Origin of the sequence: Bacillus sp. RZ2MS9, assembly GCF_001816185.2 — a bacterium.
Classification (GTDB): domain Bacteria; phylum Bacillota; class Bacilli; order Bacillales; family Bacillaceae_G; genus Bacillus_A; species Bacillus_A cereus.
Genome location: NZ_CP049978.1, coordinates 4,705,893 through 4,721,182, shown reverse-complemented (window position 1 = coordinate 4,721,182; position 15,290 = coordinate 4,705,893). Strand labels below are relative to the sequence as shown.

Below are 15,290 nucleotides of genomic sequence, written 5' to 3'. Positions count from 1 at the left end.
TTTTAAAACTTAATGTGTTGTGATAATTTTTGCATATAAAAGGAACGAATTAAAAGGAAAAATAAAATTTCAACTGTTCCAAAAATCAACAGTACGACTGTAATTTCAGCGAAGAACGAGAGATGTAATATTTCTTGTAGCATCTTTGTCGCAAACATCGTATGGATTGATGCCATAATGTAAGGTACGAAGAAAAGAATCGCAAGCTGAATTGTCGCTGAACGTTTCATTTCAGTCTCAGTTAAGCCGATTTTCGTAATCGTTATATATTTTTCTTGCTCATTTGTTAAATCTGTATACATCCGGAAGTAAAGAACACTGCCAGCACCGATAAAGAAAATAACTCCTAGGAAAGTACCAATTAAGAAGAACGAAGCGACATTTAGTTTTGTCTTATATAGAGAATCGCTCGCTTCACTTGCATGGAAAGGTGGATGCTCTGCTTGAATTGCTGCATTATCGTTATGGATTTTTGTTATAAACGATGAACCGATATTATGTGCTTTTTCCCAATCTGTAACTTTGAAGTTATATACACTCATTTGTTTGGAAACTGTGGATAAGGCTTCTACATTTTCATCAGATAGTATGAGTAATTGGTATATTAAGCTGTTTGGGAATGGACTATAACTTTTATATTCTTTCACTTGTAGTTGTAAATTGTTTTGAGTAAGTGTAAGAGTATTTTTCTGTTCTTTATTGTGAAGTGTTCCAATAACCTGATCATCTAAGTCTTTCATAAGAATATAAGATTCATTCTTATTTACCGTGAGTTTTTCCCAATTTAAAGCCTTAGCAAGTACATTATAGTCACTTTGTTTAATGGCATAATAGAGCTGCGTGTTATCTTCAGCCGAAGATACTTCATATATATCCGTTTTAAATTTTGTATAAGTAAAGTGCTCTTCATTAAATTTCTGCTCTAACCAGTTTAAATGTTCATCAGCTAACGTATTTTCAGTATGTGATAAATAAGTAAACGGGAAAGGGTTTTGTCTAATCGCATCAAACTTTGTAAATTTCCCGAATCCATATAAGAATGTAATCATTGTAAAAGCGAGCGTCGATAGCATCGCTACAATAAAGAGCATGTTAATGTTTGTCCGAATACGTGATGCTAGATCGGAAATCCAAAGCATATTAATTCGTTTCATATAAAACTTTCTTCGTGTTTTTAAAATACGAATAAGTAAAAAACTAATTTGTGAAAAGAAAAAGTATGTTCCAGCTGCAATAAGCGATGGGATGACAAATATACTAGAGACGGCATATAAAAGTCCAATTATGTCACCTAGCGACATAAAATACAGCGGATTTGCGGCTAACGCATATCCACATATTAAACAGATCGCACCAAATAGAGAGATGAGCACGGATGCTTTTCTTTCTTTTTGTTGTTTTCCTTCTTTTAAAAGACGTACGGCTTTTCTCGTGCGAATGAGCATCGGTGTAAAAGATGATACGAGAATGAAGAGCCCGAGAAAGATGATGATAGTTAAAACGATAGCACTTGTAGGCGGATATAAATATAAACCAGGTACGTGTGTAATTTTGGCGGTAACTAACAAAAAGAACTGTGAAAAGACAAGTCCAAGTTGAATGCCAAAAAATATAGAAAGAGCACCAATTAACATATTTTCTATAAATATGAGTCGCTTTAATTGTTTTTGAGATATGCCAAGTACTGTTAAAATCCCGAACTGTTTTTTTCGTACTTTTAAAAACGTCCCGATTGAATACAGTAAAAAGAAAAATGAAAAGAACACAATGACAACTTCTGAAATTGTCATTAATATATTCAGAGAAAAATTCACGTCTGTCATATGCAATTTAGGATGAAATAAATAAACTGCAAATGAGAAAAAGATTGCGATGGAGAACGCACTGCTTACAAAATAGGCGAAATAAGCTCTGGCGTTCCGCGTCACGTTTTTAAATGCAAACTGCCAAAATGTCATTCACCTGAACCTCCTAATAGGGTGAAGATGAGAAGAGCATAAGAAATACTCTTTTCATCAAGTTTGTTTTAAATATTTTGTCCACTCGTGTAATGTGATAATTTTTGCATATAAAGTGAACGAATGAATAAGAAAAATACGATTTCAACGAATCCAAAAATAATAAGAACGGCTGAAACTTCTTTGAACAGAGATAAACCAATTACATCTTGTAGCATTTTTGTTGCGAACATTGTATGAATGGATGCCATAATGTACGGAATGAAAAATAAAATACTAAGTTGAATGGTTGCAGATCGTTTCATCTCTGTATCTGTTACACCGATTTTAGAAATCGTTATATATTTCTCTTGTTCGTTCGTCAAATCCGTATACATTCTAAAGTAAAGAACGCTACCAGCTCCAATGAAGAAAATAACTCCTAAAAATGTCCCAATTAGGAAAAATGCAGCACTGCCTGATGTTATTTTGTATAACGATCCTGCTGATTCAAAGGAACGAATAAGAGGTCCTTCATACTGGGATTTATTTCGATCTTTTTGCACTTTTTCTATAAAATTATCAGCAATTTCATATGTCTGTTCCCAGTTTTGAATTTTGTAATTGTATGCTGATATATGTTTTACGGTGTTAGGTAAGTTATTTACGATAATATCAGGCAACACTATCGTTTGATATGAAAAGTCAGATGGGATTGCGTTTACATGCTCATAGCCTTTTACTCGTAATTTCGTATTTGTACTAGAGAGTGTAATGTAATCTCTTTTGTAGCTTTGCTCAAATTCGTTGAATATGGTGATATAAGATGTCCCTGTTAGCACATATGCTTCGTTATCATCCATAAATAGTTGTTTCATTCGTAAAGAATCTGCAAGTTTGTTATAGTCACTTTGCTTAATTGCGTATACGTCATTATAAATAGCTATATCTTTATCTTCTTTTAGTGGTGTTTCATATATATCAGCTTCTATTTTTTGATAAGGGAAATGCTCTTTTTGTAATTGTTGCTCAAGCCAATTTAAATGCTCTGTAACAAAAGGGTTCGCATCATAAGAAAAATAAGAAATTGGAAAAGGAGAAGTTCTATTCACCTCTAGCTTAATAAATTTCCCGAATCCATATAGAAACGTAATCATTGTGAAAGCAATTGTAGATAGCATTGCTACAATAAAAAGCATATTAATATTCGTTCGAATACGGCTCGCTAAATCCGAAATCCAAAGCATATTAATCCGTTTCATATAAAACTTCCTTCTTTTCTTTAAAATATAAATCAGTAAGAAACTAATTTGTGAAAAGAAGAAATATGTTCCGATTGTAACAAGCATTGGGATAACGAAAATACTTGAAACCATATATATAACACCGATTTGCGGGCTTACTGATACGAAATATTTAGGATTTCCAGCTAACGCATAACCACCAAATAAACAAATCGCACCAAATAATGAAACAAGTATGGATGGTTTTCTTTCTTTTTGTTTTCCACCATTTGTTTTTAAAAGGTGTACCGCTTTTTTTGTACGAATAAGCATTGGTGTGAATGCAGATACAATGATAAAAAGACTAAGGAAAACAATGGTTGTTAAAATAAACGCGTTAGTAGGACCGTATAAATATATTCCTGGAACATGCGTAAGTTTGGATGTTACTAATAAGAAAAATTGAGAAAAAACAACTCCAAACTGCATGCCGAAAAATATAGATAAAATCCCGATTAACATATTCTCCATAAAAACAAGACGATGTAATTGTTTTCTCGATATTCCTAAAATGGTCAAAACACCAAATTGTTTTTTTCTAACTTTTAAAAAAGTACCAATGGAATATAGTAAAAAGAAGAAAGAGAAAAATACAATTACTACTTCTGAAAATATCATTAATCCTGAAATTTCAGAAGTCATGTCAAAGTTTTGTAATTTCGGATGGAATAAGTAAACAGCAAACGAAAAGAACACAGCAATGGAAAAGGAGCTACTTACAAAGTAAGCAAAATAAGCTCTTGAGTTGCGCGTGACGTTTTTAAATGCAAATTGCCAAAATGTCATAGATTATACCTCCGGCTAGAAGATATAGAAGTAGTTGTATTGCAAAAAATGTATGAGAGTGAGTTCTCATACATTTTGCTTGCATATGTTACGATCATGCTTCGGTCACCTTCTCCGTATGTTCTGCTTGATTATTTGCAGCGTTGTGGAAGATGATTTTAATCGTCGTTCCTTTACCAACTTCAGAATCTAGTTTGACAGAGTGACCTAAATAATCACAAATTTTACTTACAATATAAAGTCCCATACCAGTAGATTCTCCGAATGCGCGACCGTTTTTCCCAGTGTAAAATGGTTCAAATACTCTTCGAATATCTTCTTGCGGAATACCAACACCTTCATCGCGAACTTCTAAAATAATATCTTTTCCGTTTCGGTAAGCAGATAAGAAAACTTTCTTTCCGCGCTCACCAGAGTAACGAACAGCATTTGTCATTAACTGATAGATGATAAATTTTAGCCATTTTGCATCAGAAGCAACTTTTAAATCAGAATGGACTTCTAAAACAGGGAAGACACCATTACGAATGAATAGTTCTTTTAATCCATTAATATTTTTTGTTACCGTATCTTTTAATGAAATCGTCTCAACATGGAAATCTTCATGGAAGTTATTTAACCTAGCCATGTATAAAGCCATATCAAGCCCTTGGTTTAGACGCTCTAATTCTTTTTTAAACTTTGGAATTAAATGCTCGTCTTCCATTTCTAGCACCATAAGCTGCATAACAGAAACAGGTGTCTTCATTTGATGTACCCAGTGGTTAATGAATAATTGATGTTCTTGTTGTTTTACTTCATACGATTGTAGTTCTTTTTGGAAGAGGCGGTACTGCGTACGCACGAGTTCATTGACACCGTGAGGCATCGGAGCAGTTGCTCTTTCAATAAACGCATCTTCCATTTTTTCTGGTTGCTCGCTTAATCTATGGTACATTCTACGATTGCGAACGTAACGGTAAGCGAGGAAACAAATAAATAAATATAAACTTAAAACGACGAAGTAAAATTTATTGTTTTGAAATCCATCTACTGCATCATAAAGAACGAAAATGATACCGAAGTTTAAAACGTACAGTAGGAAAAATGCAAAATGATCACGTAAAAATAGCTTCATGCTTATTCACTCCAAGTTGCGTTAAAGCGATATCCAAGTCCACGTACTGTTTCAATAGAGTTCTCAATACCAAGCTCATTAAACTTTTTACGAAGACGCGTAATGTTTACGTTTAATGTATTTTCTTCAACGAAGCTTTCGTCATCCCAAAGCGCAGCTAATAAATCTTCACGGCTTGCTGTACGAGGGAATTTAGATAATAACATTTCAGCTAAAATAGCTTCTTTTTTCGTTAAAAGAACTTGTTCAGATCCGAAGTGAATTTCAGGACGTTCTGGGAATAGTTTTAAACCTTCTACTTCAACGATACGTTCAGAAATATTTGGTGCATAATCACCGTAAATACGGCGTAATTGTCCTTTAATTTTTGCCATTACAACGTCGTAGTGGAATGGTTTTGTAATGTAATCATCCGCACCGCTTTCAATTGCCATAATTTGTTCCATCTCACCAGCACGCGCTGAAATGAAAATAATTGGACAAGTAGATTCATGACGAATTTGACGGCACCAGTAGAAACCATCGAATTTCGGTAAGTTTACATCAAGTAAAACAAGATGTGGTTTCACAGCGTTAAACGATTCCATAATATCATCGAAATTCTCTGCAACAACAGCTTCATAACCGTACTTCTGAATGTGAGATTGCAGTAATGATGAAATATTTGGATCGTCTTCAACGATTAAAATTTTATACATATGTATATTCCTCCTCAGAAAAACAATTGTAGCTATAGTGTATCATGTGTTTCAAGTCTTTTCATTATGTTGAAAGATAAGCTAGTAAACAGTATAGGTTAAAAGTGAGAAAAGTAAAAAGGGCCTCGTATATAATTGACAATCAACTGAAATCATTTTAACATTTAGATAAGTATCTAAATGTCTAATTATCGAAAGGAAGAAAGACATTGAATCAAGCATTCAAAGCATTAGCAGATCCAACAAGGCGAAAAATTTTAGACTTATTAAAAGAAGGTGATCTAACCGCTGGTGAGATCGCTGAACATTTCAATATGACAAAACCAAGTATTTCACACCACTTAAACGCACTTAAAAATGCTGAACTTATTCAAGATGAAAAGAAAGGGCAATTCGTTGTGTACTCTTTAAACACAACGGTCTTTCAAGATTTGTTGACTTGGGTGTTTACATTTACGAATAAGGGGGAAGAGGGGAAATGAGAAAGCATATATTTCCGTTACTATTAATAGCTTTAACGATTATTGCATGGTGCATCGCGTGGCCGCATTTACCAGGAGAGGTTCCGAGTCATTGGAATGTGTCTGGTGAGGTAGATGGGCGTATGTCAAAAATGGGCATGATGATTTTGGATGTTGCAGTTATGGTTTTTATATATGCTTTATTGACTTTATTGCCTAAGATAGATCCTAAGCATGAGAATTATGAGAAATTTTCTAAAGGGTATAATGTAATAAATTATAGCGTATTATTCCTATTATTTTTAGTAAGTATCATTGGAATTGGAGCTGGATTAGGTTATGACATTCCAATGAATAGTACACCATATATTCTTGTTGGTCTTTTATTTATAATCATCGGTAACTATTTACCACAATGTAAACCAAATTACTTTGTAGGTATAAAAACACCGTGGACATTAAGTAACGAGGAAGTATGGAGAAAGACACACCGTTTTAGTGGGAAGGTGTTTGTTATATTAGGAATTATTATGATTCTAAGTGTTTTTGTACCAGTAACGTGGAAATCTTTCGTAATGGTTGGAATTATTATTGGTGCAGTAGGATTAACAATGGGATATTCATATATTGCTTATAAAAAAGAAATAGGGGCCTAATAAAAAATTATGGGGGAGAGAGGATGAAAAGACACGTATTACCATGGAGTTTAATTATTGGCATTGCAATTGGATGGTATATTGTATGGCCATATTTACCAGAACAAATTCCACGCCATTATAATGCAGCAGGAGTAGTAGATGGATATTTTTCTAAAGTAGAAGCAAGTTCTGTTTCAATAGGAAGCATGATGTTGCTGTATTTGATATGGCTAGCTCTTGGGTATATTGACGTAACGAAAGATAAGTATAAACAGCATGCTAAAGTCCTTTCCGCAATCCGTTATGCTATTCTTTTGATAGGATTCGGCTGTAACTTATTTGCGCTATTAGCAGCGTCTAATTATATTGCATCGGGCTCAATTGCATTTAATTTTGGACTTGGAACATTGTTTCTTGTACTAGGTAATTACATGCAACAAACGAAGCCAAACGGGTTAGTAGGCATTCGAATGGACTGGATATTAGAAAATCCTGTAGTTTGGAGGAAAACACATAGATTTGCTTCGAGGGTATTTGTAATAGGTTCACTTTGTATATATGCCGGGGCTTTGCTTCCAGATCCATTTAATATTTTTATAGGGATTGGAATCATATTAATATGCATTATCGTATCAACAATAAAGTCATATAGTATTTATAAAGAAGAGTTGAAAATGTAAATAAAGCTGCTTTTCCTTTTAGGGAAGAGCAGCTTTGTTTTTTATCACTTCTTCAAAACCGGTATCCAAATTTCACTTTTAAAGTTTGGAGAAGATATATCTTTCTGTTTATTCCACAATATCTCCGGTCCTTCCGCTAGTTCATAGTTCGAAGAAGGGAACCATTCAGAGTAAATACGTCCCCATACATTTTGTAATGCATCAGGAAATGGACCGACAGCTTCGAATATAGCCCATGTTGAAGCAGTAACTTCAAGCTGTTTAAACTGCTCTGGACAATCCTTTGTTGTGGCTACTCCAATGTAGTGATCGAGTTCGCCTTTTTCCTCCATTCTTCCTTCAGAAAAGTTAGTAGAAGCACTAATGATTCCAGTAGGTTCAATGTTTGAAAGGGACTTTAATGTTTGAATAGAATCTGGGTTTAAACTTTTCCACATAGAAGCAATTTCTTCATTTACACCGTTAAAAACGATTGGTACTCGTTTTGTAATACCTATAATTCGAAATGGCTCTTTTTCTTCAATTCGATAGTTCATTTCATTTCCTCCTTGAATGGATAATTGGAAGGTCATTGGTGAATAAGCCTTCAAAGAATGGCTACTATTTCGGGCCTCTGAAGGTGTTATACCGTGCAAGTTTTGAAATGCACGGGCGAATGAATCTGGTGAGTTGTAGCCATATTTTATAGCGACATCAATGACTTTTGCATCGCTATTTTTTAGTTCAAAGGCAGCGAGAGTAAGACGTCTACAGCGAATATAATCAGATAGTGATATACCTGCTAAAAACGAAAACATTCTTTTAAAGTGATACTCAGAACAGAGAGCTAGCCTCGCAACTTCTTTAAAATCAATTTCATTCGTAAGGTTATCTTCAATATAGCGCATTGCAGTATTCATATTTTTAAGTGAATCCATATTATGACCTCCTCTGTACATAGAATAGCAGGAACGAAATAGCTCCATCCGACATTTCGTGCACAACTTTGTAGGGGACATTTTTAACCTTACAAAATTGTAATGTTCCTGTAAGGAGAATGAATGGATGGTATGATATCCCAATGTTATAGTAACAAAGTACTTTTGTTCAGTAGGTTAAATTTTTATATCTTTACTTATGCGTCTTACATAACTGTCATGTTTGTGTAAGAAACATCGATAGTGGCAAGAGTAGAGAGTGTATATAGTTGAAAATAGAGAATAGAAGAAATGAGGGATGTCGAGATGAAAACAGTGTTAGAAGCAAAAAATATTGAAAAAGTGTACGACACGGGTGGGAATAAATTTGCAGCGTTAAAAGGTATTAACTTACAAGTAAAAGAAGGTGAGTTCGTTGGAATTATGGGACCTTCTGGTTCTGGTAAGACGACTTTACTAAATGTTCTTTCTACAATTGATAATGCGACGAACGGTGAAATTTTAATTGATGGAAAAGATATTGTAAAGATGAATGATGATAAGTTAGCGTTATTCCGCCGTGATCATTTAGGTTTCATTTTCCAAGATTATAACTTATTAGATACGTTAACGGTGAAAGAGAATATCGCTTTACCACTTGCGTTATCAAAGGTGAAAGCGAGTGAGATTGATCGCCGCGTTCTTGAAATCTCAAAGAAATTCGGTATTGATCATATTTTAAGTCAGTTCCCATATCAAGTATCTGGTGGACAGAAGCAGCGCTGTGCAGCATCGCGTGCAATTGTTACGAATCCAAGTATGATTTTCGGAGACGAGCCAACTGGAGCACTTGATTCTAAATCTGCAACAGATTTACTTGAAAGTATGAAGTCGTTAAATGAATATGATAACTCAACAATTTTAATGGTAACGCACGATGCATTTGCAGCAAGTTATTGTAAACGAGTTATTTTCATTAAAGATGGTGAACTATATAAAGAATTACACCGCGGTGAATCGACGCGTAAACAGTTCTTCCAAAAAATTGTTGACGTAATGTCTTCTATTTCTGGAGGTATGGCTGATGACCTTATCTAGCATTGCCCTCCGCAACATACAGCGGAACTTTAAAGACTACTTTGTATATTTTGCATCTATGATTTTTAGTATCGTTATTTATTTTACATTTAAAGCACTGCAATATAATTCACAAATGGAAAAAGCAGCAGAAGCTTCAAAAAAAATTAGTGGAGCGTTCCAAGTTTCAAGTGTGATGCTTATCATTTTCGTAGCAGTGTTCATTATATATTCGAACGGATTCTTTACACGTAAACGTAAAAAAGAAGTTGGCTTATATTCGTTATTAGGTATTCGTAAAAGACAAATTGGTAAAATGCTCTTTTATGAAAATATGTTAATGGGATTAATGTCATTAGTAATTGGGATTGCGATCGGTAGTGTCCTTTCAAAATTATTCCTTGAGTTATTAGTAAATATGATGGGATTAAATTTAAACGTTCATTTTGAAGTACCGATGGCTGCCATTATTGATACAGCAATTATTTTCTTTGTGATTATTTTATATACATCACTTCAAGGATATCGTTTAATTTATCGCTTTAAGTTAATTGAACTTTTCCGTGCAGAACGTGAAGGAGAAGCAATGCCAAAAGGATCTGTCATTATGGCATTAATTTCAGTTTTCTTAATCGGTTCAGGTTATTTTTTAGCATTAATGTACATGAAAGCAGTTATGTATGCAGACTTTATGGTCGTTGCATTATATATTTTATTAGCGACAGTAGCAGGGACTTATTTACTGTTCATGTTCTTCACAGTATTTGTATTGAAACGTGCAAGAAATAATAAGTCAGCATTTTATAATGGTATGAATATGGTAACGACATCACAGTTACTATATCGTATTAAAGGAAATGCGAAATCACTGGCGACAATCGCTATTTTAAGTGCGGTAACATTAACAGCGGTTGGTACGTCAGTTACGATGTATTACAACACATTTACGCAATCAAAAGTTGCTGCGCCGTATAGTTATTCCTATGAGAAAAAAGATGCAGCATTAGATAAAAAAGTAAATGAAATACTTGCTGGAGAGAAGAATAATCACCCAGTCACATATGAATCAGAAGTTGAAATGATTCCTGTGAAGGGAACATTTAAAGGTGAAAGAGCTGATCAAGTTCTGAACACACACTATAATGTTACGAATCAGTACCAGCTTATTTCTCAATCAAGCTTTAATACACTTGTGAAACATTTAGATGTAGAACCTGTAAATTTAAGTGCGAATGAAGCTTTCGTATATGATAGCTTATATATTGAGAAACTTGATTTTGGTCCTCTTTATACAGGAAATACAGCTGTATTCCCTGTTGGAAACGAGTCAAAAGAATTAAAAATTAAAGGTGTAAATAATAGAAGCCTTACAAATTTAAATGAACTATTTGTAATCGTTCCTGATAAAACATATGAGCAAGTGAAACAAGTAAACGAAACGCGTACTGTAAAAAATATTGATGTAAAAGGTGAGCGAAATAGTAAAGAGTTAACAGCAAAATTAGCAAGCATTATGCCAGCTGGAGAATCAGAAGTTTTAAAACCATTTAACGATTTCTATACAGGATTCCAAATGGGGCTTGAAACAACAGGCTTAATGATGTTTATTGGGTTATTCTTAGGATTAGTATTCCTATTAGCAACAGGCTCAATCATTTACTTTAAACAATTAACAGAAGCAAGTGCTGACCGTGATCGCTACGTTGTTCTTCATAAAATTGGTGTAACGAAGCAAGAGATGAAGAGAGCTATCGCAAAACAAGTGAGCTTTATCTTTGCTATTCCGTTAGTAATTGGTATTTTACACAGCCTATTTGCACTAAAAGGTTTATCAAATATATTACCATTTGAAATTATGATTCCGCTTCTAATTAGTATCGGAGTATACGGCGCGATTTATATTGGATATTACTTCTTAACAGTTCGTTCTTATTATAAGATCGTGAGTGCGAAGTAATAAGGGACAGCTATCGCTAGAGGCGATAGCTGTTTTTTTATTCTTCATAAAATCTTAAGAAATCTCCTCAATTTTTGTTAAGAAATAATAGTTATACTTAGAAACAAGTTAAAAACTATTGAACGAATGAGGAGAGGTTTATATGCAACTCATAACATTCTTACATGAATTTATTAAACATCCGAAACATACTGGTGCAATTGCGCCAAGTTCAAAAATATTAGCAAAGAAAATGGTAGATGTAATTGATTTTAATAAAGCGAAATGCATTGTAGAGTTAGGTCCTGGTACAGGAGTCTTTACGAAAGAAATTATGAAGAGAAAGAAGAAGGAAACAATATTTCTTCTTATTGAAATTAATGAAGTGTTTTGCAAGGAACTAAAGAGAAAATTTAAAGATGAGCAGAACGTCATTGTTGTACACGGTTCAGCCGAAAATATAAAAAAGTATATAGAAGATCTCAATATAGAATGCGTGGATTACGTTTTATCGGGATTACCTTTTACCTCTTTACCAGAAGAAGTTTCAAAGCGTATTTTAAACAATGTAATGGAAGGGATACATGAGAATGGTGAATTTATTACATTTCAATATTCACTTGTGAAAAAAGGATTTATACAGCACTTCTTTCCTGAAATTACGCTAGAGAAAGTGTGGCTCAATTTCCCACCAGCGTATGTCTTTAGCTGTAAAAAAGAGCTAAGGAGAGCATATGCATAATGGAATTACATGAATTATTATCTTATATTGAACAATACGGTTATTGGGCATTATTTTTCTGTTTATGGTTAGGTATTATTGGTATGCCAATTCCAGACGAAATGATCGTAATGAGTGGTGGCTTTGTATCTTCACTAGGGATATTAAGTGTCATTCCTGCATTTTTATTAACATATTTAGGTGTTGTATCTGGGCTTTCTTTAGGTTATATATTAGGGAAAATATTTGGTACGAAAGTACTTGATAAGCTAATGAAAAAGAAAAAGGCGAAATATCTTTTGAAATCTCAACAAATGGTAGAGAAGTATGGTCATTATGCGTTAGTCACAAGTTACTTCATACCAGTTGTAAGACATATCGTACCGTATTTAGTTGGAATGAATAACATGTCATTTAAGACGTATGCTTTGTATTCTTATATGACAGGATTTGTTTGGACACTCGTTTACTTTGTGCTCGGTGCTTTATTTGGACAACATATTGAAAGTATTGTAGCGATCGCGATAGAATATGGTGTGTATTTTGGCGTGATTGTTTTTATAGTTACAGGTATTCTTTATTTATATAGAAAAAAAAGAATCACACTGATGAGTAAATAGAAGTAAAGAAAGTTTCTTCCAGTATGAAGGACAAGATAGGATTATAAGTATAAAATTATCTTTATTTAATGGTAAAATATAGGTAAGTAGTTAAGGGAGGAAGAGCGTTGTGCTACTCATTTTTAGCCTTATCTTAATTGGAATTATGTGCAGTATGAAAATAGTATCCTTACACATGATAGAACGACAAAAGGTAGAGGAACGATATGTATATTGTCCAAAATGTGATACAAAAATTAGAAGAGGAAATTCAGCTCCTTTTTGTTCGAAATGTAATTTAATATTTTAAAAATAAAAAGTCCGAAATCACTTTATATAGTTTCGGACTTTTTATTTTTAAGTAAACATTAATCCACCTAGTTCTCTTTCGTTTGTTTATTAGCTAAAATGGATTATGAATAACAATAGTATGTAAACGAAAATAAATATAAATGTACACATGGAGTGTTATATTTGGAGATTTTAATCATAGTAGGATGTCTAAACTGTATGGATGTTAACCTTTTTAGAGAAAGATATCCCAGCTAATTTAGTTTGGAAGATTGAAAGAATAGATTGAAAATAGATGAGAAGTGGAGTGCATATGATGGAGACACAAATCGTTATTGGAGTACCTGGTTTATGGAAAGATAGAACAGAATTAATACAAGAAGTTGTGAGTAAAAGTAACTATATATTAGCGGGAAATGTTATGCACCATAAGGAGAAAGAGATTGGCTTTGAAATTGATATATATGAACAAGAGGATCCATTTTATAATCCGTGTGGGGTATGGAAGTTAGAGAGTGCTTCGGCAAAGAAATCTATCTTTCAAAAATTGGGGAGTGTGCTAAAAGGGTGGAAAAATACATAAAAGAACAGAAGAGTATATGTGATAAATATAAAGCGGAGTATGTAGAATCTCCGAATGATTTGAAATTAGGAATAGCGCAAAATGTGAAAGATGGTATCGCTCCGATTAATGGGTTACGAATGCCTATAGAAAATGGAACGACAGGTTGGTACATTTGGGCTGGTGAAGAAATGGGGACAGAAGAAGATTTCTTTCTTCCTTTACACGTTCAACATATTGATGAATGGGCACCTGAAATAAAGAAGTATTTAGGGTTACCACCTGGTTGGAGATTTTTAATTGCTGGAGATTACGAGGACGTGTGGTATGATCCGAATTTGTTTGATGAAGATTTAGAAGAGGATGCAGATGAATGGGAAGAAAATATGCTACAAGAGTATGGATGGTACATGCATAGCATATTAGCAGAAGATATTGATGGCATCCATGCTAATTATCATACGCATGGTCTAAGAGATAACTTTAATCATCAAGATTTACAAATAGCATTAAATATGGATCCTGAAGTCGCGCATAGTGTTTTTTGTACCATAATAGAAGAAATAAAGAGCGGAAAAAAGTTTGAACAAGGGATTGAGTATACGAATATTATTGAAGGATATCCCATTATTATGAAGTCTTTCGTAGAGATGGATCGAGAAGTTTTGAGGGTTTTATTACCTGATGAAAGAGGGATTCTTCCTACGAGGCCAGAGTGTGATGAATGTTATAAGACTCAATTGGATAGTATTGAGGAAATTTGATAAAAAATAGCTTGAAACCATTCAAGCTATTTTTGAATTATTACATATGCTGTAAAGTAGGTTTTCGATTTGTAGTAATATCTGCTACTGAATAACGTTTCGTTTTATTAGTGCCAGTTAGCCCATTTCGTATTTAGCATATTTTTTTCTTCTTCTGAAATTATATTGTCTTTATACCAGGGTAAATGTTTACAGGTGAAATTATCAGCTACCCTTACGGCATTATAAAAACCGTTACTAATAAATTTTTTATTGTAAACAGCAAAAGTTGTATCAATTCCAGCGTTGAAAACTTTAGGGTTATTGTATTTAGTTATAGGAAAAAGCCAATACTGCATTTCCCATTCTGTTACTGTACATTTTTCATTTGACATGAGCTCTCTGTTGAAATTAGAAGTAGGTATAATGTCTAAAGCAAGGCCGGCTTTAAAGAGTGAAAGCTCGATTGTTAACTGCTTTAAATACTCTAAAAAGTTATCTGGCATTTTTTCATTAAAAGATAAATCAGGATCAGTTACAGCAAAAAAATCTGGAAGTAAATCGAAAATATAAGGAACGGCAAAAAAACGTGGTCCATAGTTGGCATTATTTTTCACTAAATTATATTTAGTTGATATTTGCTCATAAAAAGCAAGCAAAGCGGGAGCGGTTGAATTATTGTCCCAAATCCATATATCTTCACTTTTTATCTTTTTGTTTTCTAATTGTTTTAACATATTTTTCACATAAGTAAGGTTATTGAAGGCTATTACTATTATAGGAATGTTTGAATTATATTTTAAGTTTTCTATATTAGAGAGACTTAGTTCGTTCTTACATTCGAACACGATTTATAACACCTCCG

At 33.5% G+C, this 15,290-nt stretch carries 16 protein-coding genes; 10 read left to right on the top strand and 6 right to left on the bottom strand.

The window, feature by feature from the left end; all coding sequences use genetic code 11:
* Nucleotides 1–2: 2 nt before the first annotated feature.
* From BHV55_RS24140 to BHV55_RS24125, 4 genes are all read right to left on the bottom strand, one after another.
* Nucleotides 3–1,958, bottom strand: coding sequence for an ABC transporter permease (locus BHV55_RS24140; RefSeq protein WP_000144970.1), 1,956 nt, complete (start codon nucleotides 1,956–1,958; stop codon nucleotides 3–5).
* Between the two features lie 68 nt (nucleotides 1,959–2,026).
* Nucleotides 2,027–4,006 (bottom strand): ABC transporter permease, encoded by a 1,980-nt coding sequence (locus tag BHV55_RS24135; RefSeq protein WP_000145058.1) that lies wholly within the window; start codon nucleotides 4,004–4,006, stop codon nucleotides 2,027–2,029.
* 94 nt (nucleotides 4,007–4,100) lie between these two features.
* Nucleotides 4,101–5,123: a sensor histidine kinase gene (locus tag BHV55_RS24130; protein WP_000765341.1), complete on the bottom strand. Its 1,023-nt coding sequence runs from the start codon at nucleotides 5,121–5,123 to the stop codon at nucleotides 4,101–4,103.
* Nucleotides 5,124–5,125: 2 nt separating this feature from the next.
* The gene (locus tag BHV55_RS24125) at nucleotides 5,126–5,821 is read right to left on the bottom strand and encodes a response regulator transcription factor (RefSeq protein ID WP_000276738.1); all 696 of its coding nucleotides are present in this window, start codon (nucleotides 5,819–5,821) and stop codon (nucleotides 5,126–5,128) included.
* A 209-nt stretch (nucleotides 5,822–6,030) separates the two neighbouring features.
* Between BHV55_RS24125 and BHV55_RS24120 the strand changes: the two genes are divergently transcribed.
* Genes BHV55_RS24120 through BHV55_RS24110 form a run of 3 tightly spaced genes read left to right on the top strand, consistent with a single transcriptional unit; the run spans nucleotide 6,031 to nucleotide 7,600 of the window.
* On the top strand, nucleotides 6,031–6,303 hold the full coding sequence (locus BHV55_RS24120; protein WP_001070526.1) for an autorepressor SdpR family transcription factor: 273 nt from the start codon (nucleotides 6,031–6,033) through the stop codon (nucleotides 6,301–6,303).
* On the top strand, nucleotides 6,300–6,938 hold the full coding sequence (locus BHV55_RS24115; protein WP_001225510.1) for an SdpI family protein: 639 nt from the start codon (nucleotides 6,300–6,302) through the stop codon (nucleotides 6,936–6,938). The genes BHV55_RS24120 and BHV55_RS24115 overlap by 4 nt, the downstream gene beginning before the upstream one ends.
* A 23-nt stretch (nucleotides 6,939–6,961) precedes the next feature.
* Nucleotides 6,962–7,600, top strand: coding sequence for an SdpI family protein (locus BHV55_RS24110; RefSeq protein WP_070757025.1), 639 nt, complete (start codon nucleotides 6,962–6,964; stop codon nucleotides 7,598–7,600).
* Nucleotides 7,601–7,644: 44 nt separating this feature from the next.
* Here BHV55_RS24110 and BHV55_RS24105 read toward each other — a convergent pair whose 3' ends face one another.
* On the bottom strand, nucleotides 7,645–8,517 hold the full coding sequence (locus BHV55_RS24105) for an AraC family transcriptional regulator (protein ID WP_000377728.1): 873 nt from the start codon (nucleotides 8,515–8,517) through the stop codon (nucleotides 7,645–7,647).
* A 306-nt stretch (nucleotides 8,518–8,823) separates the two neighbouring features.
* Between BHV55_RS24105 and BHV55_RS24100 the strand changes: the two genes are divergently transcribed.
* From BHV55_RS24100 to BHV55_RS24070, 7 genes are all read left to right on the top strand, one after another.
* Nucleotides 8,824–9,594, top strand: a complete 771-nt coding sequence (locus BHV55_RS24100) for an ABC transporter ATP-binding protein (protein ID WP_000859655.1) — start codon at nucleotides 8,824–8,826, stop codon at nucleotides 9,592–9,594.
* A complete protein-coding gene (locus tag BHV55_RS24095) occupies nucleotides 9,581–11,530 on the top strand; it encodes an ABC transporter permease (protein WP_000176154.1) in 1,950 nt (649 codons plus the stop codon). The genes BHV55_RS24100 and BHV55_RS24095 overlap by 14 nt, the downstream gene beginning before the upstream one ends.
* 142 nt (nucleotides 11,531–11,672) lie before the next feature.
* On the top strand, nucleotides 11,673–12,251 hold the full coding sequence (locus BHV55_RS24090) for a class I SAM-dependent methyltransferase (protein WP_001176053.1): 579 nt from the start codon (nucleotides 11,673–11,675) through the stop codon (nucleotides 12,249–12,251).
* Entirely contained in the window at nucleotides 12,251–12,850 is a 600-nt protein-coding gene (locus tag BHV55_RS24085; RefSeq protein ID WP_061654854.1) for a DedA family protein, read from the top strand. The genes BHV55_RS24090 and BHV55_RS24085 overlap by 1 nt, the downstream gene beginning before the upstream one ends.
* 109 nt (nucleotides 12,851–12,959) lie before the next feature.
* The gene (locus BHV55_RS24080) at nucleotides 12,960–13,139 is read left to right on the top strand and encodes a hypothetical protein (protein ID WP_001986677.1); all 180 of its coding nucleotides are present in this window, start codon (nucleotides 12,960–12,962) and stop codon (nucleotides 13,137–13,139) included.
* Between the two features lie 294 nt (nucleotides 13,140–13,433).
* Nucleotides 13,434–13,703 (top strand): hypothetical protein, encoded by a 270-nt coding sequence (locus BHV55_RS24075; RefSeq protein WP_000970753.1) that lies wholly within the window; start codon nucleotides 13,434–13,436, stop codon nucleotides 13,701–13,703.
* The gene (locus tag BHV55_RS24070) at nucleotides 13,688–14,446 is read left to right on the top strand and encodes a DUF4262 domain-containing protein (protein WP_000417356.1); all 759 of its coding nucleotides are present in this window, start codon (nucleotides 13,688–13,690) and stop codon (nucleotides 14,444–14,446) included. Before BHV55_RS24075 ends, BHV55_RS24070 begins: the two co-directional genes overlap by 16 nt.
* Before the next feature lie 107 nt (nucleotides 14,447–14,553).
* Here the strand turns inward: BHV55_RS24070 and BHV55_RS24065 are convergent, their stop codons facing one another.
* The gene (locus tag BHV55_RS24065; protein ID WP_000461059.1) at nucleotides 14,554–15,273 is read right to left on the bottom strand and encodes a glycosyltransferase family protein; all 720 of its coding nucleotides are present in this window, start codon (nucleotides 15,271–15,273) and stop codon (nucleotides 14,554–14,556) included.
* Between the last annotated feature and the right edge of the window lie 17 nt (nucleotides 15,274–15,290).